26 protein-coding genes and 1 tRNA gene are annotated in these 26,884 nt (G+C 69.4%); 12 read left to right on the top strand and 15 right to left on the bottom strand.

All coding sequences use genetic code 11. The features are described 5' to 3' along the window. The first annotated feature begins 52 nt into the window (after window positions 1–52). Genes AB0M47_RS00135 through AB0M47_RS00125 form a run of 3 tightly spaced genes read left to right on the top strand, consistent with a single transcriptional unit; the run spans window position 53 to window position 2,767 of the window. Window positions 53–1,129 (top strand): RNA ligase, encoded by a 1,077-nt coding sequence (locus AB0M47_RS00135; protein ID WP_363405857.1) that lies wholly within the window; start codon window positions 53–55, stop codon window positions 1,127–1,129. After that, complete coding sequence (locus AB0M47_RS00130; protein WP_363405855.1) at window positions 1,119–1,880, top strand: nucleotidyltransferase domain-containing protein; 762 nt, start codon at window positions 1,119–1,121, stop codon at window positions 1,878–1,880. The genes AB0M47_RS00135 and AB0M47_RS00130 overlap by 11 nt, the downstream gene beginning before the upstream one ends. Continuing rightward, complete coding sequence (locus AB0M47_RS00125) at window positions 1,880–2,767, top strand: AAA family ATPase (RefSeq protein ID WP_363405852.1); 888 nt, start codon at window positions 1,880–1,882, stop codon at window positions 2,765–2,767. Before AB0M47_RS00130 ends, AB0M47_RS00125 begins: the two co-directional genes overlap by 1 nt. A 78-nt stretch (window positions 2,768–2,845) precedes the next feature. On the opposite strand, the gene rho is transcribed toward AB0M47_RS00125, so the two are convergent. Next, complete coding sequence (rho, locus tag AB0M47_RS00120) at window positions 2,846–4,726, bottom strand: transcription termination factor Rho (protein ID WP_363405849.1); 1,881 nt, start codon at window positions 4,724–4,726, stop codon at window positions 2,846–2,848. 310 nt (window positions 4,727–5,036) lie between these two features. After that, window positions 5,037–5,921 carry a homoserine kinase gene (gene thrB / locus AB0M47_RS00115; protein WP_363405846.1) on the bottom strand — a complete coding sequence of 295 codons (885 nt, stop codon included), beginning with the start codon at window positions 5,919–5,921 and terminating at the stop codon, window positions 5,037–5,039. Between the two features lie 63 nt (window positions 5,922–5,984). Here thrB and AB0M47_RS00110 point away from each other — a divergent pair, with 63 nt between their 5' ends. After that, window positions 5,985–6,449, top strand: a complete 465-nt coding sequence (locus AB0M47_RS00110; RefSeq protein WP_363405843.1) for a hypothetical protein — start codon at window positions 5,985–5,987, stop codon at window positions 6,447–6,449. Between the two features lie 118 nt (window positions 6,450–6,567). Here the strand turns inward: AB0M47_RS00110 and AB0M47_RS00105 are convergent, their stop codons facing one another. The 9 genes from AB0M47_RS00105 to argS all read right to left on the bottom strand — a co-directional run bounded on the left by AB0M47_RS00105 (window position 6,568) and on the right by argS (window position 16,206). Further along, window positions 6,568–7,779 carry an MFS transporter gene (locus tag AB0M47_RS00105; RefSeq protein WP_363405840.1) on the bottom strand — a complete coding sequence of 404 codons (1,212 nt, stop codon included), beginning with the start codon at window positions 7,777–7,779 and terminating at the stop codon, window positions 6,568–6,570. A 26-nt stretch (window positions 7,780–7,805) separates the two neighbouring features. Beyond that, window positions 7,806–8,855, bottom strand: coding sequence for a threonine synthase (thrC, locus tag AB0M47_RS00100; protein ID WP_363405837.1), 1,050 nt, complete (start codon window positions 8,853–8,855; stop codon window positions 7,806–7,808). Between the two features lie 108 nt (window positions 8,856–8,963). Next, the gene (locus tag AB0M47_RS00095) at window positions 8,964–9,572 is read right to left on the bottom strand and encodes a hypothetical protein (RefSeq protein WP_363405834.1); all 609 of its coding nucleotides are present in this window, start codon (window positions 9,570–9,572) and stop codon (window positions 8,964–8,966) included. 5 nt (window positions 9,573–9,577) lie between these two features. After that, the gene (locus AB0M47_RS00090; RefSeq protein WP_363405831.1) at window positions 9,578–10,915 is read right to left on the bottom strand and encodes a hypothetical protein; all 1,338 of its coding nucleotides are present in this window, start codon (window positions 10,913–10,915) and stop codon (window positions 9,578–9,580) included. Beyond that, complete coding sequence (locus tag AB0M47_RS00085) at window positions 10,912–11,256, bottom strand: type VII secretion target (RefSeq protein WP_363405828.1); 345 nt, start codon at window positions 11,254–11,256, stop codon at window positions 10,912–10,914. The genes AB0M47_RS00090 and AB0M47_RS00085 overlap by 4 nt, the downstream gene beginning before the upstream one ends. Then, entirely contained in the window at window positions 11,246–11,653 is a 408-nt protein-coding gene (locus AB0M47_RS00080) for a YbaB/EbfC family nucleoid-associated protein (protein WP_363405825.1), read from the bottom strand. Before AB0M47_RS00080 ends, AB0M47_RS00085 begins: the two co-directional genes overlap by 11 nt. Window positions 11,654–11,781: 128 nt before the next feature. Next, window positions 11,782–13,071, bottom strand: a complete 1,290-nt coding sequence (locus AB0M47_RS00075; RefSeq protein WP_363405822.1) for a homoserine dehydrogenase — start codon at window positions 13,069–13,071, stop codon at window positions 11,782–11,784. A gap of 91 nt (window positions 13,072–13,162) precedes the next feature. Continuing rightward, window positions 13,163–14,545 (bottom strand): diaminopimelate decarboxylase, encoded by a 1,383-nt coding sequence (gene lysA / locus AB0M47_RS00070; RefSeq protein ID WP_363405819.1) that lies wholly within the window; start codon window positions 14,543–14,545, stop codon window positions 13,163–13,165. A 5-nt stretch (window positions 14,546–14,550) separates the two neighbouring features. Next, on the bottom strand, window positions 14,551–16,206 hold the full coding sequence (gene argS / locus AB0M47_RS00065; protein WP_363405816.1) for an arginine--tRNA ligase: 1,656 nt from the start codon (window positions 16,204–16,206) through the stop codon (window positions 14,551–14,553). A 110-nt stretch (window positions 16,207–16,316) separates the two neighbouring features. Between argS and AB0M47_RS00060 the strand changes: the two genes are divergently transcribed. Continuing rightward, window positions 16,317–17,219: a DUF3105 domain-containing protein gene (locus tag AB0M47_RS00060; RefSeq protein WP_253757444.1), complete on the top strand. Its 903-nt coding sequence runs from the start codon at window positions 16,317–16,319 to the stop codon at window positions 17,217–17,219. Beyond that, the gene (locus tag AB0M47_RS00055; RefSeq protein ID WP_253757446.1) at window positions 17,219–17,851 is read left to right on the top strand and encodes a DUF305 domain-containing protein; all 633 of its coding nucleotides are present in this window, start codon (window positions 17,219–17,221) and stop codon (window positions 17,849–17,851) included. The genes AB0M47_RS00060 and AB0M47_RS00055 overlap by 1 nt, the downstream gene beginning before the upstream one ends. A gap of 142 nt (window positions 17,852–17,993) precedes the next feature. Here the strand turns inward: AB0M47_RS00055 and AB0M47_RS00050 are convergent, their stop codons facing one another. Then, window positions 17,994–18,728 carry a hypothetical protein gene (locus AB0M47_RS00050; RefSeq protein ID WP_363405812.1) on the bottom strand — a complete coding sequence of 245 codons (735 nt, stop codon included), beginning with the start codon at window positions 18,726–18,728 and terminating at the stop codon, window positions 17,994–17,996. Between the two features lie 182 nt (window positions 18,729–18,910). Here AB0M47_RS00050 and AB0M47_RS00045 point away from each other — a divergent pair. Continuing rightward, window positions 18,911–18,985 (top strand) — tRNA-Arg (locus AB0M47_RS00045). 97 nt (window positions 18,986–19,082) lie between these two features. On the opposite strand, the gene AB0M47_RS00040 is transcribed toward AB0M47_RS00045, so the two are convergent. Continuing rightward, the gene (locus AB0M47_RS00040; protein ID WP_363405809.1) at window positions 19,083–19,826 is read right to left on the bottom strand and encodes a helix-turn-helix transcriptional regulator; all 744 of its coding nucleotides are present in this window, start codon (window positions 19,824–19,826) and stop codon (window positions 19,083–19,085) included. Window positions 19,827–19,993: 167 nt separating this feature from the next. Here AB0M47_RS00040 and AB0M47_RS00035 point away from each other — a divergent pair, with 167 nt between their 5' ends. After that, a complete protein-coding gene (locus tag AB0M47_RS00035; protein ID WP_363405806.1) occupies window positions 19,994–20,581 on the top strand; it encodes a TIGR03086 family metal-binding protein in 588 nt (195 codons plus the stop codon). Window positions 20,582–20,710: 129 nt separating this feature from the next. Here the strand turns inward: AB0M47_RS00035 and AB0M47_RS00030 are convergent, their stop codons facing one another. Both AB0M47_RS00030 and AB0M47_RS00025 read right to left on the bottom strand, forming a co-directional pair. Then, complete coding sequence (locus AB0M47_RS00030) at window positions 20,711–20,863, bottom strand: GAP family protein (protein ID WP_363405803.1); 153 nt, start codon at window positions 20,861–20,863, stop codon at window positions 20,711–20,713. Between the two features lie 167 nt (window positions 20,864–21,030). Next, a complete protein-coding gene (locus tag AB0M47_RS00025) occupies window positions 21,031–21,846 on the bottom strand; it encodes an MBL fold metallo-hydrolase (protein WP_363405800.1) in 816 nt (271 codons plus the stop codon). Between the two features lie 207 nt (window positions 21,847–22,053). On the opposite strand from AB0M47_RS00025, the gene AB0M47_RS00020 reads away from it, so the two are divergent. The 4 genes from AB0M47_RS00020 to AB0M47_RS00005 all read left to right on the top strand — a co-directional run bounded on the left by AB0M47_RS00020 (window position 22,054) and on the right by AB0M47_RS00005 (window position 26,653). After that, window positions 22,054–23,175 (top strand): serine hydrolase domain-containing protein, encoded by a 1,122-nt coding sequence (locus tag AB0M47_RS00020; protein ID WP_363405797.1) that lies wholly within the window; start codon window positions 22,054–22,056, stop codon window positions 23,173–23,175. Continuing rightward, the gene (locus tag AB0M47_RS00015) at window positions 23,175–23,960 is read left to right on the top strand and encodes a MerR family transcriptional regulator (protein ID WP_363405794.1); all 786 of its coding nucleotides are present in this window, start codon (window positions 23,175–23,177) and stop codon (window positions 23,958–23,960) included. Before AB0M47_RS00020 ends, AB0M47_RS00015 begins: the two co-directional genes overlap by 1 nt. Window positions 23,961–24,110: 150 nt before the next feature. Beyond that, window positions 24,111–24,683 carry a peptidoglycan-binding domain-containing protein gene (locus tag AB0M47_RS00010; RefSeq protein WP_363405791.1) on the top strand — a complete coding sequence of 191 codons (573 nt, stop codon included), beginning with the start codon at window positions 24,111–24,113 and terminating at the stop codon, window positions 24,681–24,683. 152 nt (window positions 24,684–24,835) lie between these two features. Continuing rightward, a complete protein-coding gene (locus AB0M47_RS00005) occupies window positions 24,836–26,653 on the top strand; it encodes a glycoside hydrolase family 15 protein (protein ID WP_363405788.1) in 1,818 nt (605 codons plus the stop codon). Window positions 26,654–26,884: the final 231 nt, after the last annotated feature.

Genomic DNA, 26,884 nt, shown 5'->3' with positions numbered 1-26,884 from the left:
GTAACGTGACACCCCCCTTAGCTATTCCGCCACCCCTCGAAAGGGACCGATTGTGGTCACGCTCACCGACCTCTTCCCGGCGGGCGCGCTCCAGGCTGCGCTCGACGCCGGTCATCTGCGTACGCAGACTCATCCGGAGCTGCCCTTGGTGATCTACAACTACACCGAGAAATGCGCATACGACGGCGCTTGGAGCGAAACCACGCTTATCTGCCGAGGGTTGATCGCGCACGCCCAAACCGGCGAGATCCTCGCGCGGCCCTACCGGAAGTTCTTCAACCACGGCCAGGCCGGCGCGCCCACGTTCGCGCTGGACGAGGCGGTGGAGGTGACCGACAAGGCCGACGGCTCGCTGGGGATCGTCTACCCCGTCTCGGGCGGCCACGCCGTCGCGACGCGCGGCTCGTTCGCCTCCGACCAGGCGGTCCGGGCGACCGCGCTGCTGCGTAAGCGGTACCCGGACTGGTCGCCGCCGGCCGGCCAGACGGTTCTCTTCGAGATCATCTACCCGGAGAACCGGATCGTGGTCGACTATGGGGGCATGGAGGATCTCGTCCTGCTCGGCGCGGTCGACACGATCTCCGGCCGGTCGCTCGGTCCGGCGCAGGTCGCCTGGCCCGGCCCGCGCGTCGAGACGTTCGAGTACGCCACCTTCGGCGCCGCGCTGGCCGCCCCGGCCCGGGCGAACCGGGAGGGCCTGGTCGTCCACGCCTTCGCCACCGGTGAGCGCGTGAAGATCAAGTACGAGGACTACCTGCGGCTGCACCGGATCGTGACCGGGCTCACCTCCCGGACGATCTGGGAGGCGCTGGTGGCCGGGTCGACCGTGGCCGAGATCTGCGAGCCGCTGCCCGACGAGTTCCACGTCTGGGCCCGGGAGGTGGCCGACCGGCTGCGTACCGAGGTCGACGCCGGGGTCGAGGAGGCCGAGCGGGTCTTCCAGGAGATCGTGGCCGGCCTGCCCGACGGCTACAGCCGCAAGGACTTCGCGCTCGTCGCAAGCCGGCACGAGCTGCGCGGTCTGCTGTTCGCCCGGCTCGACGAGCGGGATCTTCGCCCCGCGCTCTGGCAGGCGGCCAAGCCCGAGGCCGGCGAGACGCCCCATGGACGGACCTTCGATGACGAGTGACCCTGCTTCGATCTCTCCGACCTCTCCGACCTCTCCGACCGAGCCGGCGGGCGGCACCGGGCCGCTTCCGGCCGGCAGCACCGTCCTGCTGGAGGGCATCGTCGGGTCGACGGCGTACGGCCTGGCCGGTCCGCACTCTGATGTGGACCGGCTAGGTGTCTTCGCCGCCCCGACCGAGTCCTTCCACGGACTGCGCCCGCCCCGCGAGTCCATCGTGGAAAACGAGCCGGACCGGACGCTGCACGAGGCCGGGAAGTACTGCCGCCTCGCGCTGTCCGGCAATCCCACCGCCATCGAGCTGCTGTGGCTGCCCGATGAGCTCTACGAGGTGCGTACGCCGCTGGGCGACGAACTGATCGGCCTCCGGTCGGCGTTCCTCTCGGCGCCCCGCGTGCGCGACGCCTTCCTGGGGTACGCCGCCCAGCAGCTGTCCCGGCTCGGCAGCAAACGCCGCAGCGGGAACTGGATCGACCGGCGGGCCGCCAAGCACGCCCGGCACATGCTGCGCCTGATCGACCAGGGGCTGGCCCTCTACGAGACCGGGGTGCTGCCGATCCGGCTCGCCGACCCCGAGCGGTACCTCGACTTCGGCACCCATGTGGACGCCGACCCCGGCCTCGCCGGGCCGGTGCTCGAAGACGCCCGGGAGCGGTTCGCCGCCGCGCGTACCGTCCTGCCGGAGCAGCCGGACGAGGCCGCGGTCGAACACTGGCTGCTGCGCGTACGCGCGCACCACCTGAACGGAGACTGATGCGTACCCCCACCCTGACCATCACCCGTGGCCTGCCCGGCTCGGGCAAGACCACCTGGGCCAAGACTCAGCAGCCGAAGGCGGTCCGGGTCAATCGCGACGATCTGCGCCTGATGCTGCACGGCGGCCGGCTCGGCGAGTCGTGGGCGGAGAACCAGGTGTCGATCGCCCACCGGTCCTCGATCGAAGCTCTGCTGCGCGCCGGCGTCGACGTGATCAGCGACAACACCAACCTGCGCGCGCGATACGTCCGGGATCTCGCCGAACTCGGGATGGCCTGCGGAGCCGCCGTCGTCATCGAGGACTTCACCGGCGTACCGCTGGAGGTCTGCATCGAACGGGACGCCCTGCGACCGGACCCGGTGGGTGAGGAGGTCATCCGCTCGATGCACGCCCGCTACCTGGCGGGCAAGCGCGCGCCGCTGGACCTGCCGGTCGCCCCGCCCGCGGCGGTCTACGAGCCGCCCGCGGACCGGCCGAGCGCGATCCTGGTCGACCTGGACGGCACGGTGGCCCTCATGGGCGACCGGTCGCCCTACGACGTCACCCGGGTCCACCTGGACCGGCCCAACGAGCCCGTCATCGCGGCGGTACGCGCGATGCACGCCGCCGGGCACACCATCGTCTACTGCTCCGGCCGCACCGACGACGGGCGGGCGCTGACCGAGACCTGGCTGGCCGAGCACGTCGGCGTACCGCACGCGGGTCTCTACATGCGCGCCTTCGGCGACGCCCGTAAGGACTCGGTGGTGAAGCGGGAACTGTTCGAGCGGCACATCCGCGCGGAGTTCCGGGTCATCGCCGTCTTCGACGACCGCAACCAGGTCGTCCGCATGTGGCGAGAGGTGGGCCTGACCGTCTTCCAGGTCGCCGAAGGCAACTTCTGACCGCCCCGCCCGACGGACGCCCGTACGCACGAAGAAGGGGGCTGGGTTCGCACCCAGCCCCCTTCTTCTATGTCGTGCTTACTCGCCAGGAGTCGTCTTGGCGATCTGCATGAGGAACTCGATGTTCGTCCGCGTCTGCTTGAGCTTGTCGAGCAGCAGATCCAGCGCGGCCTGCGAGTCCAGCGAGTGCAGAACCTTGCGGAGCTTGTGGACGATCGCCAGCTCCTCCGGCGCCAGAAGGATCTCTTCCTTCCGCGTACCGGACGGGTCGATGTCGATCGCCGGGAAGATGCGCTTGTCGGCGATCTTCCGGTCGAGCTTCAGCTCCGCGTTGCCGGTGCCCTTGAACTCCTCGAAGATGACCGTGTCCATCATGGAGCCCGTCTCCACCAGCGCCGTGGCGATGATGGTGAGCGAGCCGCCGTTCTCGATGTTGCGGGCGGCGCCGAGGAAGCGCTTGGGCGGGTAGAGCGCGGTCGAGTCGATACCGCCGGACAGGATGCGGCCCGACGCCGGCGCGGCCAGGTTGTACGCCCGGCCGAGGCGGGTGATCGAGTCCAGCAGGACGACCACGTCGTGACCGAGTTCCACCAGGCGCTTGGCGCGCTCGATGGCCAGCTCGGCGACGGTGGTGTGGTCCGTCGGCGGACGGTCGAAGGTGGAGGCGATGACCTCACCCTTGACCGAGCGCTGCATGTCGGTGACCTCTTCCGGCCGCTCGTCCACGAGCACGACCATCAGGTGGGTCTCCGGGTTGTTGTGGGTGATCGCGTTGGCGATCGCCTGCAGCACCATGGTCTTGCCCGCCTTCGGCGGGGACACGATCAGCGCACGCTGGCCCTTGCCGATCGGCATCACCAGGTCGATGACCCGGGTGGTGAGCACGTTCGGCTCCGTCTCCAGCCGCAGGCGGTCCTGCGGGTAGAGCGGGGTCAGCTTGTAGAACTCGGGGCGGCGCTTGGCCTCCTCGGCCTCCATGCCGTTGATCGTGTCGAGCCGGACCAGCGGGTTGTACTTGTCCCGGCGGCCTTCGCCCTCACGGGCGGAGCGCACCGCTCCGGTGATCGCGTCACCGCGGCGCAGGCCGTACTTCTTGACCTGCGACATCGCGACGTAGACGTCGTTCGGGCCGGACAGGTATCCGCTGGTGCGGACGAATGCGTAGTTCTCGAGCACGTCGACGATGCCGGCCACCGGGATGAGGACGTCGTCCTCGGCGACCTGCGGCTCCCGAGCGGGGGAGGACTCCCCGTCACGCTCGTTGCGGCCCCGACGGCGGTCGCGGAAGCGGCTACGCCGTCCGCGACGGCCACCGTCCTCGTCGTCGTCGTAGTTGCGGTCGCGGTCGTTGCCACGGTCGCCGCGCGGCTTGTCGTCCCCGCTGTCGCCCTCGTCGGAGGGCTGGTTGCGGTTGCTCCGCTCGCCGCGCTCGGCACGCTCGTTCCCGCCCCGGTCGCTGTTGCGCTCGCGGCGCTCCCGGCGTTCACGCTGGGGACGCTCGGTGCCCTCGGGCCGGCTCTCCTCCTGGGAGGCCGGGGCGACAGCGGACTCGGTCGGCTGCGCGGTCTCCCGCGACCGCTCAGCCGGCGGGCCGGCGGGACGGCTGGCCCGGCGGGAACGCTCCCGCTCGGCCGGACGCTCCGCAGGCGCTTCGGTGCTCGGCGCGGCGGCCGCGTCGCGTACCTCAGCTCGCACCTCATCGCGGGTGTTGCCGGCGGTGGCGGCCACCTCGGCGCGGGGCCGGGGCGTCCCGGCTTGACGCTCCTGAATCGCGGAGATGAGTTCGCCCTTGCGCATCCGGGCAGTGCCCGAGATGCCCAGCGAGGCGGCCATGCTCTGCAGTTCCGGGAGCAGCATCGCTGTCAGGCCGCTGCCCGACCGGCGGCGCCGGGCGGTGCCGGCGGAGGCGTCGTCAGCGACGGTGGAGACATCCGACGTGGTGTCGGTAGTGTCGCTCAATGGATTCCTTCCCTCGATGGGCCGAGCTGCCCGGGTTGCGTCTGGCGCTGAAGGCTTCAGCGCTCGGCGCGAAGAGTGGCCGGGCGGCCTGGCGATACACCCGCCCCATCAGAACCTGAGGCAGGGGTTTGTCGCGCAACCGAGCAAATCTTTGCGCAGCGCGGCTTGCGGACGGGGGTGGGCGGAGACCCGCCATTAACCGTTGGGGAAAGCCGAACCGCCGAAGAACGCTGTCTCGCGGCTGTGCTAGGTCAAAGCCTAGCTAACTCGTGAGACCTGCGGCAATAGGGTCCCGCTCGGCGTGTCCAGCTTAGCTCATGAGATGGGCTCCCCGCGAATCGAACCCCAGGTTGTGGCGGATCCAACCGATTCCCAGGTCGAAACCGGACGGTACCCCGGAGAGCGCCAGGACGGTGGGTCCCGCGCCGGAGACCACAGCCGCCACTCCAGCCTCACGAAGCCGCCGGACCACGTCCGCGGTCCCGGGCATCCCACCCGCCCGGTACGCCTGGTGCAGCCGGTCCTCGGTGGCCGCGTACAGCAGGGCCGGATCGGCGGTCAGCGCGTGCACGAGAAGGGCGGAGCGCCCCGCGTTGAAGGCGGCGTCGGCGTGCGGCACGGTGGCGGGCAGCGCCGCTCGGGCGACCGCCGTCAGGCCCTGGACGTCCGGCACGAAGGCGACCGGCTGGACACTCTGGACGGGCGTCATCGTCGCGGCCCGGGCGCGGTGCTCGTCGTCGAGCCAGGCGATCGTGAACCCACCCAGTACGCACGGCGCGACGTTGTCGGGGTGTCCCTCGATGGCTCCCGCGATCTCCAACGCCAGTTCCCGGTCGGTCTTCCCGACGAGCGCCTGCGCAAGCGTCACTCCAGCCACAATGGCCGCACTGGACGATCCGAGCCCCCGAGCCTGCGGAATCCGGTTCACGCAGCGCAGCTCGACCTCCGGCGCGGTCGCCCCGAGCGCCTCGAACGCCGTACGCATCGAGCGCACGACCAGATGCGACTCGTCGGCGGGCAACTCCCCCGCGCCCTCGCCGGTGATCTCGACCCGGGTCGGCCCGTCCACGACGGTCGCCGTGACCTCGTCGTAGAGGGTCAGGGCGACGCCTAGGGCGTCGAAGCCGGGGCCGAGGTTGGCGCTCGTGGCGGGGACCCGGACGGTGACCGGGCCGGGCTGCGGGGAGATCGACACAGCGGTCATCGTAGGTGCGGAACGCCGGTACGATCCTCGCGAACCCACCCCTCGGGAGGAAACGTGTCGGATTACTTTCCGCTGAACGCCTCGTTCCTGATCTCGATGATTCCGGTCCTGCTGACGCTCGTCACTTTTCTCGCCGGGTTCATAGCGGTGATGGCCAATCGGCGGAAGCTGGGCAAGGCGACCGGCCTGGCCGCGGCGGGCACCGGCGTGTTGACGTTCGGCGCGCTGCTCAACGTCGGCTGGTACATCGTCACGTACAACATGCCCGTGATCATGCGCGACTTCGAGGTCTCCTACAGCACGATCAGCGTCTGGTACAGCATCGCCGGCCTCTGCCTCGGCGCGGTGCACCTGCTGGGCTTCATCCTCCTGCTCGTCTCGGTGTTCGCGGGGCGCGCCGCGGCTCCGGCGACTCCGGCCGGGACTCCGCCCATCGCTCCGGGCGGGCCCATCGCTCCGGGCGCGCCCTTCAGCCAGTACGCCCCGCCCGCCGCTCCCGGCTCGCCGATCCAAGGCTGACCCAACCCAGGGCTCTCGCTTGTCCGCTGGATCAGGGCTCTAGGTCGAATCTTGGCCCAAGATTCGACCGGGAACCCTGATCCAGCGCGAAGAGACCACGCCAGCGGGTGCGAATGAGCTAGGCGGTGGCGAGGTCGCCGCGGGCGATCCGTCGAGTGGCGAACCGCCAGCCGGCGGCGTACGCGAGAGTCGTGAGCGCGCATCCGGCGACGAGCATCCTGGTGTCCACGGAGTCGACGAGCAGCCCGGCGACGAACTGCGACGCCGTCACCGCGATCATGGCGATCATCGTGTCGGTCGCGCCGATCCGGCCGCGCAGCTCGTCCGGCACCGACCGCTGGATCGCGTACGCGCTCATGACCCAGTTGCCCCCACCGGCGGCGTGCGCCACGAAGATGCCGAGCAGCGCGAGCGGGAACCAGTCGACCGCCGCCACCCCCAGGTACGCCACCCCGTAGCAGGCCATCGAGATGGACAGTCCTGGTAGGAGCCACTCGGTCCGGTTCAGCACCCGCCGCAGGACGAACGGGCCGAGGAGCGAGCCGAGGCCGCGGACGGCGTACATCAGGCCGACGCCCATCGCCCCGACGCCGTAGTGCAGGGCGAGCAGCGGGAAGGCCACCAGGAGGCCGTTGCCGACGCCGACCGCCGCCTTCACGGTCACGAGCGAGACGAGGCGCGGACGGCGGCGCAGGTAGCCCATCGCCTCCCGGATCGCCGGCCAGGCGTCGGACCGGTCGGCGGTCGCCACGGCGACCTGGGTCGGCTGGTGGATCCCCCAGCTCAGTGCGGCCGAGATCGCCAGCAGGATCGCGACCGCCCCGAAACACACGTACGGCGAGACGAGGCTCGCCAGCACACCGCCCAGCGAGGACCCGACGACCGTCATCGTGCCCCAGGTCGACCCGGCGACGGCCATGGCGGCGGACAGCTCGTTCGGCTGGACCAGATTGGGCAGCGCCGAGTTCGCGGCCGGGCCGAAGAACGCCTTCGCGCTCGCGAGCACGGCGATAGCCACCGCCGCGAGCGGCCCCGCCCAGTGCCCTCGAACGAAGAACATGCCGCACACGGCGACACAGGCCGCGAGGTTGGCGACGATCATCATGCGCTTACGGTCCACCCGGTCCGCCACGGTCCCCGCGTACGGCAGCAGCAACGCGACGACGCCGGTGTCCACGGCGAGCACCACCCCGCCCCAGAAGCCGCCGCCGGTGAGGTCGGTGAGCAGCACCAGGACCGGGACCATGAGGAACCAGTCGGCGCCGTTGGTGATCAGCTGAGCGAGGAAAAGCCGGCGGAAGTCACGGTTTTGCGTTAGGAGCGCACGCACTCCAGCACCTTACAAGGACAGGTGCCTCAGGCAAGATCCAGGGCCTTGGCCGCCGTGAGCCCGTCCAGCGCGATCGTGGTCGGCGCGGGCGCGGTGGAGATCGCCCACTCCGGATCCTTCAGACCGTGGCCGGTCACGGTGCACACGATGGTCGAGCCCGCGGGCAGCAGCCCCTTGTCCGCCGACTGCATCAGACCCGCGACGCTCGCGGCGCTGCCCAGCTCCACGAACACGCCCACCTCACGCGCCAGCAGGCGGTACGCCGAAAGGATCTCCCGGTCGGTGACGCTCGAGATCAGTCCACCGGACGCGTCTCGCGCCTCGACGGCCTTGGTCCATGAGGCGGGATTGCCGATCCGGATCGCCGTCGCGATCGTCGACGGGTGCTCGACCACGTTGCCGGTGACGAGCGGAGCCGCGCCGGCGGCCTGGAAGCCGAACATCTTCGGCTGGCGGGTCGTGTTGCCGGCCGCGAGGTCCTCCGAATACCCCATCCAGTACGCGCTGATGTTGCCGGCGTTGCCGACCGGCAGGCAGTGGATGTCGGGGGCGTCGCCGAGCGCCTCCACGATCTCGAAGGCGGCCGTCTTCTGGCCGTGCAGGCGGTCGATGTTCACCGAGTTCACCAGCGCGACCGGGTAGTCGACGGCGAGCTTGCTGGCCAGTGCCAGGCAGTCGTCGAAGTTTCCGGTCACCTGCAGCAGCTTGGCGCCGTGCACGAGCGCCTGGGCGAGCTTGCCCAGGGCGATCTTGCCCTGCGGCACCAGGACGGCACACGTGATGCCCGCCCGAGCCGCGTACGCCGCCGCGCTGGCGCTGGTGTTGCCGGTGGAGGCGCAGATGATGGCCTTCGCGCCCTGCTCGACGGCCTTGGAGACGGCGACGGTCATGCCGCGGTCCTTGAACGAACCGGTCGGGTTCGCGCCCTCGACCTTGAGGTAGACGTCGCATCCGGTGCGGCCGGACAACACCGGCGCGGGGACCAGCGGCGTGTTCCCCTCATGCAGAGTGATCACGGGCGTGGCCGCCGAGACAGGCAGCCGGTCCCGATAGCGATCGATCAATCCACGCCACATGCTGGTCTCCTCACACAGAGTCACAGGCTAGCCTGCCTGCTCAACGCTCGGATCACCAGTCGGTTCCACCCTCCGGGAAGAGCGCACGCCCTTCCCGGAAGGTGCCGGTCACGCCGCGAGCGGAGTGAGCTCGGCCGGATCGAAGCCGGTCTGCTCGCAGAAGTCCGCGATGGTCCGCGCGGGATCACCGGGGTCGCGCTGGTACAGCGTGACGGTGTGAACCTTCGGGTCGGCCGAGCCGAGGAAGGCCAGCGTCTGCCCGCTGCCGATCTGGAAGACCAGCACCGGCAGCGAGGCGTCGCCCACCGGCACGGTGTCGAAGAGCGACCGGAGATAGTCGCCCATCCTGGTGGTCGACCAGTCGGCCTTGGCGATCGCCTTGGCGTGCCCGAACGTCTGCCATTCCTGGACGCCGAGCGCGCGGTAGCGCGGGGCGGGCCAGGGCTGGCGGGCGTCCAACGCGGTCGCGACCTTGCCGAGGAACTCCTTGACCCGCGGCTCGTCGTGCCGAATCTCGATCGCGTTCTCGCCCAGCAATACGGATGCGCCCAGGGCGTGCCCGATCGCCTCCCGATAGGCCGCCGGGCCGCTGCGGAAGAAGTCGTACTCGATCATCCGCCCGGCCATCTCGGCCGCGTCCTCGTCGGACAGCTCCCGGTAGTAGTCGGTCAGGTAGAGGATCTGGTTCAGCGTTCCCCGCCAGACCTCGTCGGTCATCAAGTTCACCACCACAGGTCTTCCGTAAGGTTCTCAGGTTTGAGGCCTTGGGCGAGCAGCTCGTCCCGGGCCTGGGCATGGTGAGACGGCGTGGGCCGATAGTGCCCGCTGCTGTTGTTCATGCCGGTGACCACCCCATTCTTCACGGTCAGCTCACCGGCGCTGGCCACGGGTTGGCCGCCCAGGAAGCTCGAGTGGTGGAAGTCGCCGACCCCGTGGTAGTTGCTCGCGTAAAGGTTGCCGTTGCCGTCCATGACGAAGACCGCGCGGCCCGCCCCGTTGTGAGCCGAACCACCGGAGGTCGAGTCGAACAGGCTGCCGTCGCTGGCCCGGCGCAGTTTGCCTTCGCCGTCGACGACGAGCCGGAACTGCTCGCGGCCGGCCTCGTCGAAGTACCGCACACCGTTGCTCGGCACCTTGAAGATGTCGGTGGCCGCTGCCGCGTCCGTCTCGTTGGCGTACTTGTCGAGCAACTTGCGGGGATAGAGGTAGCCGTTCGCCGGGCCTGTCCGCGGTGGTGGTAATTCATCAGGTCGCAGCGGCGGCGGACCGTCCGCATTGCGAGTCAGCGGGTTGCTGCGGCCGAGCTTCTTCAACAGCTCCTTGAGCTGTTCCAGGATCTCGCCGAGCTTCTTGACCATCGGGGTGAGCTTCTTGAGGCTCGACAGCAGCGCCCGGACGAACTTCTGAATCTTGTTGACCCAGGTCGTCACCAGTGAGACGACCTGGCCGATGACGACCGGCGTCGCCAGGCCCAGGGTCAACCCCGCCTCAGCGAGCCACTGCGGCAGCCGGGCGGCGAGCGTCCCGATGAACTGCGCGATCAGGTCGCGGACGATGCCCCGGACCAGGCCGACGATCAGCCCGGCGCCCATCACCGCGTAGTGGATGCCGTGGGCCGCCTTGCTGATGCCCTCCATGACGGACAGGTGACCGGCCGCGTGCCCCCGGTACGCGTCCCCGGAGTCCCCCAGCCACTCGGCCGTCTCGATCCGCAGCGCGTCGGAGTAGTACTTCTGCGCGTCGAGGGTGTACTTGGCGACGTTCTCCCAGGTCTGGGCATGCGCCGAGATCTCGTCCGGGTTGCCGGCGAGCCAGTCGAGCGCCTCCTTCAGTGGCTTGACGTGCTCCATCAACCACGACACACCCCACGCGACCAGCGACCCCAGTGGGTCGATGACCATGCCGAGGACGTCGAGCGCGCCGCCGACGGTGCCGAGCGTGCCGTCGACCCAGCTGTCGTTCTTGATGCCGTTGGTGATCTGTGCGGCGTCCTCGATCAGGCCGAGGCCGGTGTACCAGGTGGTCGAGGACTGCGCTTGTGCGACGAGCGGATTAGTCACAGAGCCAGCTCGATTCCGGGGTGACGCGCGGTGATCGCGCGGGTCGCCTGCTCCCGGTCAAGATCGGTGGTCTGCGTGCTGGTCGCGGCCGTACGCAGCTTCTCCGCGGTCTCCTCCAGCGAGGAGACCGACTCGGCCAGCGCCGAGTTGGCGATCATGAAGATCGGGCTCAGGATGGCCGGCAGGAACTGGCAGAGCTGCCCATAAGCCTCGGTGCTCATGGTGACCTCTTGAATGGCGCCCTTCGCCGTCTCCATGGCCGAGGCGATGTTCTGCACCGTGCCGGCGTGCTGTTGGACGACGGCGATCGGGAACTGCACGACCTGCCCGTCACCGGCCATGGCGGCCACCGCCGTCCTGGTCGTCCTCGGCCGGCTGCGGGAACCTTGTGTCGAACGAGTGGATGACCGCGCGGCCGGTCTCGGTGTCCGCGCCCACGGTGGCCTGGACCTCCTCGGCGACCTGCTGCGACAGCTTGGCCTGCGCCTTGCGCATCACGCCCAGGATCTCGGCGGCCAGGTCGGCGCCGCGCAACCGCTGGACCCGATCGTCGAGTTCGAGTTTCTCCACCTGGCCCGATGCGCCTACGGTCACGCGGATCGAGCCGTCGTTGCTCTCCGCCTTGCCGGTCAGCGACGCGACCCGCGACGAAAGCTGCGCCGCTCTCGCCGCCTGTTCGCTCACTCCCGCGGACCAGCTCTCGAGCCACTCCTCGGCTGCGTCGATGTTCTGGAACATCTCCCCAACCCCTCCCCTCGGTCGAACCAACGTCGAGAACCCTAGGCAGGCCCGATGAAGATCCGCAAACTTCATTCACCAAGCCTGTGGATAACCGGCCGAGCGGGGGATGAGTCGTTACCGAGCGTCTATTCGCCCTCGACTCTCAGGACGCTCGCGATCGACCGGACGATGTCCAGCGACCGCAGTTCCTCGACCGTCGCGGCCAGCGCCGCGTCCGGGGCGGAGTGAGTCACGATGACGAGGATGGCGTCATTGCCCCGGCCGCTCTGGTTGACCGTGGCGATGGAGACGTCGTGCTTGGCGAACACCCCGGCGACGGCGGCGAGCACGCCCGCGCGGTCGGCCACGTCGAGCGAGATGTGGTAGCGGGTGCGCACCTCGCCCATCGAGCGCACCGGCAGGTCGGCGTACGCCGATTCGCTGGCCGCCCGGGTCTTGGCGAGCCGGTTGCGCGCGACGGCGACGAGGTCGCCGAGGACCGCGCTCGCGGTCGGCGCGCCACCGGCGCCCCGGCCGTAGAACATGAGCTGACCGGCCGCCTCCGCCTCGACGAAGACGGCGTTGAACGCGTCGCCGACCCCGGCGAGCGGATGCGTCCTCGGGATCATCGCCGGGTGCACCCGTACGCTCACCCCGCCGTCGCCGGTCCGGGTCGCGATGCAGAGCAGCTTGATCGTGCAGCCCATCGCCTTGGCGCTCGCCATGTCGGCCGCGCTCACCTCGGTGATGCCCTCGCGATAGACGTCCGCTGCGCCGACCCGGGTGTGGAAGGCCAGCGAGGCGAGGATCGCCGCCTTGGCGGCCGCGTCGAAGCCCTCCACGTCGGCCGTCGGATCCGCTTCGGCGTACCCGAGGGTGGTGGCCTCCTCCAGCGCCTCGCCGAAGCCGGCCCCGGTGGCGTCCATGCTGGACAGGATGAAGTTCGTGGTGCCGTTGACGATGCCCGTGACCCGCGTGATGCGGTCACCGTGCAGCGACTCGCGCAGCGGGCGGAGCAGCGGGATGGCCCCGGCGACCGCGGCCTCGTAGTAGAGGTCGGCGCTGCCGCGGGCGGCGGCGTCGTGCAGCGTGCCGCCGTCCTCCGCGAGCAGCGCCTTGTTGGCGGTGACCACGCTCTTGCCTGCGCTCAGCGCCTCGACGAGCCAGGTCCGGGCCGGCTCGATGCCGCCCACCACCTCGACGACGACGTCGACGTCATCGCGCTTGACCAGGCCGAGGGCGTCGGTCGTGAAGATCGAGGAGTCGACGGGGAGCCCGCCGCGATCCCGGCCGAGGCGGCGGACCGCCACGCCCACGATTTCGATCGGCGCGCCGATCCGCGCGGTGAGGTCGTCGGCCTGCTCGTGGAGCAGCCGCACCACTTCCGCGCCGACGTTGCCGCACCCCAGGAGGGCTACCTTGACAGGCTCCTTCACGACAGACCCCTTGTCGATAAAACTTGGGTTGACAGCGGCCGTCCTCCCGGCTCCTTTCGGTCGCCGGATCGAGCGATCGTTGCCAACGGTGTCAGCCGACGTCCAGCGCGAGCAGGTCGTCCTCGGTCTCCCGGCGCACGATCACCCGCGACTGCCCGTCCCGGACGGCCACCACCGGTGGTCGCGGCACGTGGTTGTAGTTGCTCGCCATGCTCCGGCAGTAGGCGCCGGTGCCCGGCACGGCGAGAAGATCTCCGGGCCGGATGTCAGCGGGCAGGAATTCATCCTTCACCACCACGTCCCCGGACTCACAATGTTTTCCCACCACGCGGGCAAGCATCGGCCCGGCGTGTGACGTACGCGACGCCAGGGTGGCCGAGTAGGAGGCGTCGTAGAGGGCGGTCCGGATGTTGTCGCTCATCCCGCCGTCCACACTGACGTAGGTCCGCAGACCCTCCATCGGCTTGACCGTGCCCACCTCGTAGAGCGTGAACACGGCCGGCCCGACGATCGCCCGGCCCGGCTCCACGCTCAGGTGCGGCCGGTTCAGGCCGAGGGCGGCGCACTCGTCGTCGACGATCTTGTTCATCCGGTCGGCCAGGTCGCCGGCGGGCTGCGGATCGTCCTGGCTCGTGTACGCGATGCCGAAGCCGCCGCCGAGGTCGAGTTCGGGCAGGGTGACCCCGAGTTCGTCGACGATCCGCTTGTGCAGCGAGAGGATGCGCCGCGCGCTGACCTCGAACCCGGACGCGTCGAAGATCTGCGAGCCGATGTGCGAGTGCAGCCCACGCAGCTCCAGTACGCCCGCGCCGAGGATCGTCCCGGCGGCACGGAACGCCTCACCGCCCGACAGCGAGAAGCCGAACTTCTGGTCCTCGTGCGCGGTGGCGATGAACTCGTGGGTGTGCGCCTCGACCCCGACCGTCACCCGGATCATGACCTGCGGACGCACTCCGCGCTCGACGGCCAGCGCCGAGAGCCGCTCGATCTCGTCGAACGAGTCGACGATGATCCGGCCGACGCCGGCGTCCAGCGCCCGGCCCAGTTCGCCGACCGACTTGTTGTTCCCGTGGAACCCGATCTTGGCCGGATCCATCCCGGCCGCCAGGGCGGTGGCCAGTTCGCCGCCGGAGCAGACGTCGAGGTGCAGGCCCTCTTCGTGGACCATCCGCACGATCGCCTTGGAGAGGAACGCCTTACCGGCGTAGTAGACGTCGGCCCCGGCGAACGCGGTGCGGAAGGTCCGGCAGCGAGCCCGGAAGTCCTCCTCGTCCAGCAGGTACGCCGGCGTGCCGTGCTCGGCGGCCAGCTCGGTCACCGGCTTGCCGCCGATCCGCAGTACGCCGCCGTCGTCCTTGGTGGCCGTCTGCGGCCACAGTTCCGTCATGAGCTTGTTGACGTCGGCCGGGGGCCGCAGCCACGTGGGGTGCTGACCGAAGTCCCCGTGCAGGGCTCCGGCTTCGTGTGCGCGCATTCCTCTTACATCCGTTCCGGGGCGGAGACGCCGAGCAGGGTCAGGCCGTTGACGATGACCTGCCGCGTCGCGTCGTTCAGCCAGAGCCGCGCGACGTGCAGGGCGTTGATCGACTCGTCGGCCTGGGGCAACACCCGGCAGTTGTCGTAGAAGCGGTGGTACGCCCCGGCGAGTTCTTCGAGGTAGCGGGCCACTCGGTGGGGTTCGCGCAGTTCGGCGGCGGACTGCACGACGGCCGGGAAGTCGCCGAGCGTCTTGAGTAGCTCCAGCTCCTTCTCATGGGTCAGCAGCGCCGGGTCGAACGGCGCGGTGTCCCGGGTCAGGCCGAGCTCGGCCGCGTTCCGGCCCACGCTCGCGGTCCGGGCGGCGACGTACTGGACGTAGTACACGGGGTTGTCCCGCGTCGCCCGGGTCCAGAGTTCGATGTCGATGTCGATCGGCGAGTCCGACGAGTAACGCGCCAAGGCGTACCGGCTCGCGTCGACGCCGATGGCGTCCACGAGGTCCTCCAGCGTCACCACCGTGCCGGCGCGCTTGCTCATCCGGACCGGCTGCCCGTCGCGTACCAGGTTGACCATCTGGCCGATGAGGATCTCCAGGTTGCGGTCGGGGTCGTCGCCGAAGCACGCGGACATGGCCCGCATCCGCCCGATGTAGCCGTGGTGGTCGGCGCCGAGCATGATCACCACACGCTCCGCGCCCCGCTCGCGCTTGTCGAGGTAGTACGCGCAGTCGGCGGCGAAGTAGGTCCACTCCCCGTTGGACTTGCGCAGGACGCGGTCCTTGTCGTCGCCGAAGTCGGTGGTACGCAGCCACACCGCGCCGTCGGCCTCGAAGGTGTGACCCTGCGCCCGCAGCCGCTCCAGCGCGTGGTCGAGCTCGCCGCGGTCGTGCAGGTCCTTCTCGTTGAAGTAGACGTCGAAGTGCGTGCCGAACTGGGCGAGCGACTCCTTGATCTGCTCGAACATCAGCTGTACGCCTTCGACCCGGAAGATCTCCTGCGGGTCCTCGGCGTCGAGGACGTCCGGGCGCTTGGCGACCACGGTCTGCGCGATCTCGGTGATGTACGCCCCGACGTATCCGTCCTCGGGCGCCTGCTCACCCCGGGCGCTGGCCAGCAGCGACTTGGCGAACCGGTCGATCTGCGAGCCGGCGTCGTTGAAGTAGTACTCGGTCGCGACCCGCGCTCCGGCGGCCTTCAGCATCCGGGCCAGCGCGTCGCCGACCGCCGCCCAGCGCACCGCGCCGAGGTGGATCGGGCCGGTCGGATTGGCCGAGACGAATTCGAGGTTCAGCGCCTCACCGCCCAGCGCCGTGCCGTCGCCGTACGCCGCACCCGCCTCCACGACCGTCCGCGCGAGCGCGCCGGCCGCGCCGGCGTCGAGCCGGATGTTGAGGAACCCCGGCCCGGCGATTTCGACGGTCTTGATTCCGTTCGTCTTCGCCAGCTCGGCGGCGATGCCCCCGGCGAGCTCCCGCGGGTTGGCCCCGGCCCGCTTGGCGACCTGCATCGCCAGGTTGGCGGCGTAGTCTCCGTGCTCCGGATTGCGCGGTCGCTCGACGGCAGTCGTGCTCGGCAGCACCGAGTGATCCAGGCCACGCTCGGTGAAGACGGCGTGAGCGGCGGTCAAGACTGCGTCGGCGAGCTTCTCAGGAGTCACTGATCCATGGTATCCGCGCTAGACTCTGGGCCTTGACGGGCGGTCACACCCCGTCAGCTTGTTGTGATCCGATCCTGGCCAGCCACGATCCCACCCCTTAGAGGCATGTGATGAGCGTCAGCACCCCCGGTGAGAACCGGCAAGTGAACGTCGTCAAGAGCGGCAAGTCGACCGCGACCGGTGGCAAGCCCCCGGCCGACGACGACAAGCCGTCCGGCTCGAAGTCGACGACCGGAACGAAGACGACGACCAGCTCCAAGCCCGGCGGCGCGGCGAAGCCCGGACAGCGGCCGGCGGGCGCCGGCGGCAAGGGCCGCCGACCCGTGACCCCGGTCAAGGTCACCCAGCAGCGTTCGTGGGGGCCGATCGGGCTGCTCACCGCGGTGATCCTGGTGGCCGTCGCGATCGTCGGCTTCGGGGCGTACTTCATCATCAAGGACATGCGGGCCACCTCCGCCGCCGAGGCCAAGCAGAAGTCCGAGGCCGAGCTGGAGAAGAAGGAGGCCTCGACGCCGTGGACGCAGCGGGCCGCCGCCATCCAGGGCATCGTGAACTATCGCGACCAGAAGCCGGCCTGGCTGACGAACAACCACAAGCAGGGCAAGCTGACCTACGCCGTGACCCCGTCGGTCGGCGGTGACCACAACCCGGTCTGGCAGAACTGCATGGGTGACGTCTACAAGGCCCCGATCGCGACCGAGCACGCGACGCACAGCCTCGAGCACGGCGCCATCTGGATCACCTACGACAGCAAGCTCGACGCCGCGCAGGTCGCGAAGCTCGCCGAGCGGGTGACCGGCAAGGAGTACATGCTCATGAGCCCGGTCGACAACCTCGGCTCGCCGATCACCCTGCAGGCCTGGGGCTACCAGCTGAAGGTCGACAACGCCGACGACTCGCGCATCGACGCGTTCGTCCGCGCGCTGCGCAAGAACGCCTCCATGGAGTCGGGCGCGTCCTGCTCCGGTGGCGTGACCCGCACCGGCACGACCCCCTACGACCTGGGTTCCTGATGCCGGCTCGCAGGTGGTTGATCGCCGGGGGCATCGCCTTCGCCATCGTCGTCGCGCTCATGGGCGGATACGCCGTGGGCCGCGTCGTCACGCCGACGACCCCGTCGGCGACCGCGGCGACGAAGCAGACCCCGGCGGACGACTCATCTGAGGCGGGCTTCGCCCGGGACATGTCGACGCACCACGCCCAGGCGGTCGAGATGAGCATGATCGCGGCCGCCCGGGCGACCGATCCCGAGGTACGCCAGCTCGGCTACGACATCGCGCTGACCCAGGAGAACCAGATCGGCCAGATGCAGACCTGGCTCACCTTCTGGGGGCTCAACCCGACCTCGGACCAGCCCGCGATGGCCTGGATGCCGGACGGCGTGGCGTCGCTGAAGAACGGCCTGATGCCGGGCATGGCGTCGCAGGACGAGATCCAGCAGCTCCGGGACGCCAAGGGCAAGCAGGTCGACGTCCTGTTCCTGAAGCTGATCCTGACCCACCACCTCGGCGGCATCCACATGGTCGACGGCCTGCTCGCGCAGTCGAAGAACCCTGAGGTCGTCGCGCTCGCCGAGAACATGAAGGCGGGTCAGCAGAACGAGCTGACGGTGATCCAGAACCTGCAAAAGAAGATCGGCTCCTAGTCGGTTCACAACGCGAAAGAGGGGTGTCCCGGTGGGACACCCCTCTTTCGTTCTCTGGACTTACTCGCTGCCTCCGTGATCAGGGTCGATTCCATGTCGCCATGGCGACGCGAAAGTGACCCTGATCATGGAGCTGCCGCCGTCAGCTCGCCTCTTCGGTCAGCTCCCGGCGACGGCGTACAGCCACCAGGGCGATGCCGGCCGCGATCAGGCCGACCGCCGTCAGCACCGTCGCGCCCCAGGCGACGCCGGTCACCGGCAGCCCCGGGCTCGTCGAGCTGGACGGCGACGGGGTCTCCTCCCCGCCTCCCGGCTGCGTCGACTCCGACGTTCCGGGGGTCGGCGTACCGGACTCGCCCGGCGTCGGCGTCTCCGACGACTCCGGCGAGGGCGACTGCGACTGCGTACCGCCGGCGGCGCAGGTGTGCGTCACGACGATGCGATCCTGGTCCCCGACCGTCTTCGCCTCGGCGTCCAGCAGCAGCCAGCCCGCCGGAACCACCACCCAGGCGAGATGCGTGTTCTTGTCGTTCGGGCCGAAGCCGTCCTGGTACGCGTCGGTCGCGTCCGGGATCTTGACCGTGACCTCGGTCCCGTCGGTCTTCCGGAACTTCGCCCACATCCCGATCGTCGTGTCGAAATGATCGCTCGGCGAGTTGAACACCCAGCCGTCCTGGTTGGCGCTGATCCGGCCGACGTCGCCACAATCCCGGCTGAACGTGTTCGCGTACCGGTTGTGGTGCGCCGCGTGCAGCACCGCGTCATACGGCGCGGTAGGCGTGTCGTGGGCCTGCGCGGGGGCAGCGGCCAGCGTGAACCCGAGCGCCGCGGCCACACCGGCGGCCGAGGCGATGGGAGCGAGCCAGCGCTTGCTCATGGTTCCTCCGGAAGGTTGAGGGCAGAGTGAACGCCACATACTCGCCTCCGGGAGGATCACTGCGAATCGGGCGAAGAGGTACGACATCGATCAACAGCCGTGACACGGGTAGCCCGGATGACCGACCCAGGTCCCGATTTCGGCGTTGCCGAGGACGCCTGGTACTCTTTGTCGGTCACTGAGCCCCCGTAGCTCAGGGGATAGAGCACCGCCCTCCGGAGGCGGGGGCGCAGGTTCGAATCCTGCCGGGGGCACCACGCGTGAACAGCCAAAACAAGGCCCCGACCAGGGATTCTCCTGGCGGGGCTTTCGTACATCTGTAGCGATCCATTTGGGGATCTGGCGGTGTGCCGCTCAGGCCGAACGCTCGGGAGTCGACGTGCGGCAGAGGTCGGCGTAGCGAGCCGGGGACATGCCGATCACGCTGGTGAAGTCGCGGACTAGGTGAGGGTGGTCGCTGTAGCCCAGTTCGTGGGCGAGTAGGTCCCAGCGCACTTCCTGCTGCCGGGCTACCCTCTCGGCCGCGTTGGCCAGCCGGTACCGGCGGATCACCCACTTCGGGGTCACGCCGACGTATTCCGCGAACAGCCGCTGCAGGTGCCGCATGCTCCAGTGGCACGCCCGGGCCAGATCGGCCACCCTGACGATCGCCTCGTCGTCACGGACTCGCTCGACCGCGACGGTCGCCGCGACGTGCTCGGCCGACGGTGCCGCCAGCCGATCTGCGAAGAACGCCGTCGCTTGGGCGAACCGTTCCTGGTCGTCGGCGGCGCCCCGAACCGCGGCGGTGAACTGGTCGCCGGCCGCGCCGAACACCTCGCCGATCGGGACGCCACGGTCGGTGAGCGTGCTGATCGGTGCATCAAGCACATCGCGGAAGGCACCTGGCCGGAACATGATGCCCAGTGCCCAGCCACTGCCACTGAGATCACGGGCCCAGGGCCGTCGTAGTGGGCCTATGACGGTGGCGTCCCGGGCTTCGACCACCACGTGGACAGCCGGGAGCGTCAGCAGCCGCTGGTGATGGGTGACCCCGACCGGAAGATCCCACTCGACGTGCCAGAACCGGTCGAGGTGGGCCGCGAGCGAGTCAGGCACCGCAGACGTACTTCGCCGAAACGCGCGCAAGCTCTCCTGCGGGTGCAGGATGCCCCGCGAATCCTCGACGGCCGGCCACGCACGCCGTGGTTGGCGCGTTTGTTCAACGCCACCGGCCGGCTCCCGCCCTACCATCGCTGCTGTCACCGTTTCCCAGGAGGAGTTTCATGCCCGCAGACGCCGCCAATCTTGCCACCGTGATCGACAAGACGACGGCGCTCGTCGCCGGGGTCCAGCCCGGCCAGGGTGCGCTGCCGACTCCGTGCCCAGACTATGACGTGGCGGCCCTCACCGATCACCTGGTCGGATGGCTGCGCATGTTCGCCGTGCGGGCCGCCGGCTTGGACTTTCACGACGATCCGAACTCATACCGATGCGGTGTCGACCCAGCCGCCGAGTTCGCCGCCGCGGGCGCGCAGGCGGTCACGGCGTTCCAGGGTGGGGCTGCCGATCGACCACTGCGCATGGCGTCGTCCGAACTGCCCGGCTCCATGGTGCTCGGAATGATGTTGATCGAGTACGTCGGGCACGGCTGGGACCTGGCGATCGCGACCGGACAACCGGTGCCGTACACCGAACCGGAAGCGCAAGCGGCGCTCGATGCCGCCCGCGGAATGCTGGCACCCGCCTACCGGGGCCCGGGCAAGACCTTCGGCTACGAGGTCGACGTCAGCGCTGATGCATCTGCTGTGGACCGGCTGGTCGCGTTCATCGGCCGGAACCCCGATCCACGCTCCTTCTCAGGGCGTTCATAGCGGGCGGGCCGAAAGGCAGCGCCTGTGCCCGCGTCTCGGAGCTGGGAGAACGTGAAGAGCTGCGTCGCGGCGGCTGACTGATTCAGGAGCTGAGCCCGCCGATGCCCTCGCCCAACGGGACGACGCCGATCACCAGCAGAGCACCGCCATCACTGTGGCGTTGTTCTGCTCCAGCCAGCTACGCAGGCTCCCCAGCGGCCGGGCCATCCGGTCGTGTGCCGCCAGGTAGCCGATCACCGGGACCGTCACAGTGCTCGCCGCGATCACTGTGAACACCACCACGGCCAGCACATCGCCGCCGCCGGACAGGTGCGCAGCGCCGGGGCGATATCCCGCAGCAGCTCATCGAAATCGTGGTGATCAGTGTGCCCTCCAGGCGTTTTGCCCGACGTCTCACCGGGGGCGCCACACGAAATCGCAGCGGTCACAGTCCACGTGGGCTGCGGAACCTACTCTTTGGCGGCGAGGCTCTGGATCTGCCCCTCGTGCACATCGGCTACCCACTCCCAGCCTGGTTTGGCCGAGTGCCCGATCCGCTGGTCGCTCGGAACTCGGCCCTCCCGCAGTGCGATCACGTACGCCCGGTCCTGCTCGATCCGTTCGCGTACCTGTTCGGCTCCGCCGACTGATCCGTGGCCCGGGATGACGACGTCGACGTCGCCAGCCACGCTTTCGAGCAGCCGTAGTGCGGCGAGGTAGTCCTCGATCGGGTCCGCTGCGCCGTGCACGTCGAGCATCGGAATCAGGACGTCGGAGAGCATGTCGCCGGCGACGAGGACGCCGCGTTCTTCGATGAGCAGGGCCGCGTGGCCGGGCGCGTGCGCCTGATGTTCGATGATCCGGATTTTCGGGCCGTCCCAGGGAAGCTGCGTCGTCTCGGCCGGCAGGGCCGTGATCAGGCCGAGCAGGTCCAGCGGGACCCGGTCGGCGATGCCCGTCGGTTCCAGGTGAGCGGTGATCTCGGCCTTCGCGCCCGGGTCTGCAAGCTGTTCTCGGACGGAGTCCGCGCAGCGCGCCGTCCCGTATCGAGGCACCGTGCCGAACGGGGCGAGCCAGAGCAGGTGATCCCAATCCGGATGCGTCGAGAAGCCGGCGGCGACGGTCTGCCCCAGGTCGGACAGGTCGTCGGCGAGGCAGGCCATTTCGTGGTCCTGCACGCCGGGGTCGATCAGCAGTACGCCGTCTCGGCCCAGCACGACGATGGAGTTGGTCTGGACGAAATCGCTTTCGTGGACCAGCACGCCTTCCGCGACCAGTCTCAGCATGGTGGCTCCTTCCGTCGGCGGGTTCGCCCCCGATCGTCCGGTCAAGTGTTGATTGTCGCCCATCTGCGACGTCGCCACTCGCACGACGCATCCAGGTCGCCCGAGGGGTGAGCTAGGTCATGGTTGAGGTTGACCTCGGGTCACGGTGCAGGCTCAGCGCAACGGCGTACGCCGACCAGGCAGAACCCGATGTGAGGAGCGATCACCATGTCCGTCGACCTGTCCCAGTCGACCACCGGAGCCCGTCAAGAGCGACCGGAACTGCAGCAGGCGATCGAGGAGATCGTCGAGTCCGGCTTCGTCGGAGTGTCGCTCCGCGTACGCGATGAGCAGGGCGAGTGGCTCGGTGCCGCCGGAGTCGCCGAGGTGGGCGGGGCCGCGAAACCGCCGGTGAACGGGTATGTGCGGATCGGCAGCAACACCAAGACCTTCATCGCGACCGTGGTGCTGCGGCTGGTGGCCGAGGGCCGGATCGGGTTGGACGACCGGGCGGCGGATCATCTGCCCGGGTACGAGGTGGACGAGCGGATCACGGTGCGAATGCTGTTGCAGCACACGAGTGGCGTGTTCAATTTCAGCGGCGAGGTCGACGCCGACGGAACCATCGTGCCGGGGATCCTCATTCCGTACGGGCCCACGGGCGATCAGTGGCCGGAGCACCGGTTCAGCGTTCATCGACCGCAGGACTTGGTGCGGTTGGCGTTGTCCAAGCCGGCGCGGTTCGAGCCAGGGACGAAGTGGAGCTACTCCAACACCAACTATGTGCTCGCCAGGTTGCTGATCGAGCAGGTCACCGGGCGTACGGTCGCCGAGGAGACGCAGCGGTCGATCCTGGGGCCGCTCGGATTGTCGGACACCGTGCTCCCGGACGCGTCGCCGGAGATCCCGGAGCCGTACGCCCACGCCTACTTCCGGTATGACGACGGTGGCGCGCAACGGACGATCGACATCACCCGGCAGAATCCCTCGTGGATCTCCAGCGGCGGCGACATGATCTCCACCGTTCGGGATCTGGGCACGTTCATCTCCGCGCTGCTGGGCGGCGAGCTTCTCCCGGCCCCGTTGCTGGCCGAGATGTGTACGCCCCACCCGACGGGCATCCCGAACATGGACTACGGGCTGGGTGTGTTCGTGCTGACCACGGCCGGTGGCCGCACGGTGATCTCCCATAACGGAGCAGCTGTGGGCCACGCGGCGCTGATGTACAGCACGCCGGACGGCCGCACGACGCTGACCGCCGCGCTGAATTGCGTCGACGACCCGAACCTGTCCATCGCGCCGGCCTTCCAGGTCGCGCAGCATAGGCTCCTCGGTGAGGTGTTCGGCTGATGAGAAGCGGCGTCACGATCGGGCGGGCGGCGGCCTTCGTCGGCGTCACGGTGAAGACGGTGCGGCACTACCACCGTCTCGGACTGATCCAGGAGCCGGATCGTGACAGCTCCGGCTATCGGCGGTACGGGTCGGCGGAGCTGCTGCGGCTGGTGCAGGTCCGGACGCTGGCCGCCGCCGGGGTCCCGCTGGCCGAGATCGGGTCGCTGCTCGATGCTGACGCGGTCCTGTTCGCGGCTGCGGTCTCCGGGGTCGACCGGCAGCTCACCGACCGGATCGACGAGCTGGTCGCGCGGCGGGACATGCTGCGCCGGCTCGCCGACGGTGACCGGGCGTTGTTGCCCGACCGGGCGGTGGCGCTGCTGGATCGGATGCCGGATCTCGGATTCGCGGCGGACGAGGTGGCGGCGACCAGGGAAGGCTGGGTGCTGGCCCGGGCGCTGGTCCCCGAGGGCTTCGACGATTATCTCGCCCATTTCGCGAACGCCCTCGAAGATCCCCAGCTCGTCGCCTTGACCAAGCGGGCCGCGGAAGCCGCGACGTGGGAACCGGACGATCCGCGGATCGCCGAGGTGGCCGCCACCGCAGCCGAGCATTATCTCGCCAACCCGGCACTGCTGGAGACGGTGACGAGTTTGCAGGCGCGTACGGAATCGGCGGCCCGCTACACGTTGATCGCCCACTCCGGCACTCAGCAGACCCCGGCGGCAGTACGCCTGACCTCGCTGTTCGAGACCCGGCTCCGGGAGGCCGGCGTACGCGTTCCGCGGCCCGAATCGTCCTGATCCACCCGCGTTCGGCAGCGGTCGAGCAGTGGCTGCAAGCATCTGAGCAGCAGTTGAACAGGTGCCGTTCTTGATCCACTTTGCTAGCGTGCGGAGCGGCGAGGGGTTACGCGACCTTCGTCGGCAAATGTTCTCGATCCGAGGAGACTCATGTCTTCAGCACACCCTCTCCGTCGCCTGTTCCGCCGAGCCGCCGCTCCCGCCCTCGGCGTGCTGCTGGCCCTCGGCGTCACCGTGACCATGGCCTCGCCGGCCTCGGCCAACGGTTCCTACAGCGGCCGGGCCTATGTCTACGGCGCCGGCGTCGTGAGCGACGACTTCAACGATGAAGGCGTCGTCAACGTCGCGACGAACCGGCTCACCAACGCCACCTGCCTCTGGCAGACCATCCTCTGGGCGAGCGGATACCTGCCGGCCTCCGGCATCGACGGCGCCTTCGGCGACCAGACGGATGCCGCGACGCGCAACTTCCAGCGCGACCGGGGCCTGGTGGTGGACGGTTCCGCCGGGAAGGCCAGCTGGGCGAAGGCCGGCAACCGGATCTCGCAGCACGACAACCAGAACGGCTGGCTGTACATCATCTTCGACGGCACGGCGGGTTCTCGCAGCTCCTACAGCTCGCACGACTTCGTCCTGCAGCGGTCGCCGGACGGGAACTACCGGTTCTACCCGCCGAACGGCGGCCCCTACTGGGCGAGCTACAACTCCCGTACCTGCTCCTGATCGTTTTTTGTGCAGTGGGCCCTCGGCGTACCCCGCCGGGGGCCCACTTTCGTGGATAGCCGGTAAGTGGATATCCGGTAAATCGGCCGGACAGCCTCCGTACCAGGGCTACCGTGGAGCTGACCTGCCCGGCGAGGACGGTAGGTGGCAGCATGCTCGATCTCGATCCGCCGTTCCGCCGGCCGGTCCGGCCCGACGGCTACCCGCGACTGGAAGACCTCGGCCTCATCGGTGACGGCTCGACCGCCGCGCTGGTGGGGCTGGACGGCACGATCCACTGGATGTGCGTACCGGGGTTCGACTCGCCGCCGCTGTTCGGCTCACTGCTGGACCGCGTACGCGGCGGCTCGTTCACCTTGACGGCACGGGGCCTGGTGGACGCCCGGCAGCGGTACGAGCCCGATACGGGCGTACTGATCACCGAGCTGCGTACCGACACCGGCCGGCTGCGGATCAGCGATGCGCTGGTGTTGCGGGCGGGCGCCGACTTGAGCGACGACGTGCCGAGCGATCGGGCCGAACTGGTTCGCTCCGCCCTCGTCGTCGAGGGCCAGGTGATGGTCGAGCTGGATCTGCTTCCCCGCGGCGAGGTGGAGGCCCGTCCGGCGGTGGACGGGCTGGAGGTGCAGATCGCCGGCCGCCCGGATCTGCGGCTGCACCTTCGCGCCGATCGGCCGCTGGCCGGGCTGCGCAGCCAGTTCGACCTGCGCCAGGGCGAGCACCTCGACGTCGTGCTGAGCTGGGGGCGTTCCCGTCGGCATCATCGCTTCGACGCGGCGGCGATGTTGCGTGCCACGACCCAGTCGTGGCGGCAGTGGATGGCCGACTTCCAGTACGCCGGACCGCAAGAGCGAATGGTGCGGCGGTCGGCGATCACATTGAAGATGTGCGATCACTGGACGCACGGGTCGCTCATCGCCGCGCCCACGTCGTCGTTGCCGGCCCCGATCGGCGGGCCGCGGAACTGGGACTACCGGTACGTCTGGATCCGGGATGCCGCGTTCAGCGTGTTCGCGTTGCGGCGTATCGGTTTCACGAGTGAGGCGGACGCGTTCCTCGGCTGGGTGCTGGACGCGTTCGAACGCGGTCGCCGCCCGCGCATCATGTACGCGATCGACGGCGGACTGGTGCCCGACGAGGTGGAGGACGCCGACTTCGAGGGCTACCGTCGATCGCCTCCGGTGCGGTGGGGCAACGGCGCCGCCGACCAGCGGCAACACGACGTCTACGGCGAAGTGCTCGACTGCGCGTACCAGTGGGTCAGAGGCGGTGGGCGCCTCGAACCCGCGCTGTGGTCGAGTCTGGCTGGTCTCGCGGACATCGCGGAGACCGCCTGGCGGCAGCCGGACCAGGGCATCTGGGAGGTACGCAGCGAGGGCCGGGTGTTCACCTACTCGGCCGCGTTGTGCCAGGTGGCGCTGGACCGGGCGGCGGTCCTGGCCGAGCGGCACGCGTTGCCGGGGCCGGTGGCGCGCTGGCGCTCGGCGGCCGACGACCTGCGGGCGACCATCCTCGACCGGGCCTGGAACGACGAGGCCAAGACGTTGAGCGAGCACCTCGACGGCGGCGACAGCCTCGACGCGAGCCTGCTGGCTCTGCCGTTGCGGCGGGTCGTCCCGGTCGACCATCCCAAGATGGTCGCGACGACCGCCGCGGTGGCGCAGCGCCTGTCGGCCGGGAACGGCCTGCTCTATCGCTACCTGCACGAACATTCGCCGGACGGGATCACCGGCGACGAAGGCGCGTTCCTGCTGTGCAGCTTCTGGCTGGTGGAGAACCTCGCCGGGCAGGGCCGGCTGGACGAAGCCGAGGAGCTGTTCGCGTCGCTCTGCGACCGGGCCAGCCCGCTGGGCCTGCTGCCGGAACAGATCGACCCGGCGACGAACGGCTTCATCGGCAACTTCCCGCAGGCGTTCAGCCACATCGGAGTGATCGCCGGCGCGGTCACGCTCGCCCGCGCCCGCTCCTGACGCCCGCTCCTGGCGCCCGGCCGGCAGCTCTGCTGGCAGCTCTACGGCACCGCACTGGATCACGGTTCCAGGTCGAATCTTGGGCTCTCCGGCTGCTTGTGTGGGTCACGAGCGGTCGGGGAGCTTGATTTGGTATCCGCCTAGGTTGAGCTTGGCGAGGGCTATCAAGGCTTCGGCGGATTTGAACCCGAACGCGATCCGGGTCAAGAGCCGGATCTTGGTGTTGGTCGA

The sequence above is a fragment of the Hamadaea sp. NPDC051192 genome (genome assembly GCF_040682475.1).
Taxonomy (GTDB): domain Bacteria; phylum Actinomycetota; class Actinomycetes; order Mycobacteriales; family Micromonosporaceae; genus Hamadaea; species Hamadaea flava.
Note: the sequence above shows the minus strand (reverse complement) of the source record. Positions and strands in the feature narration are given on the sequence as shown.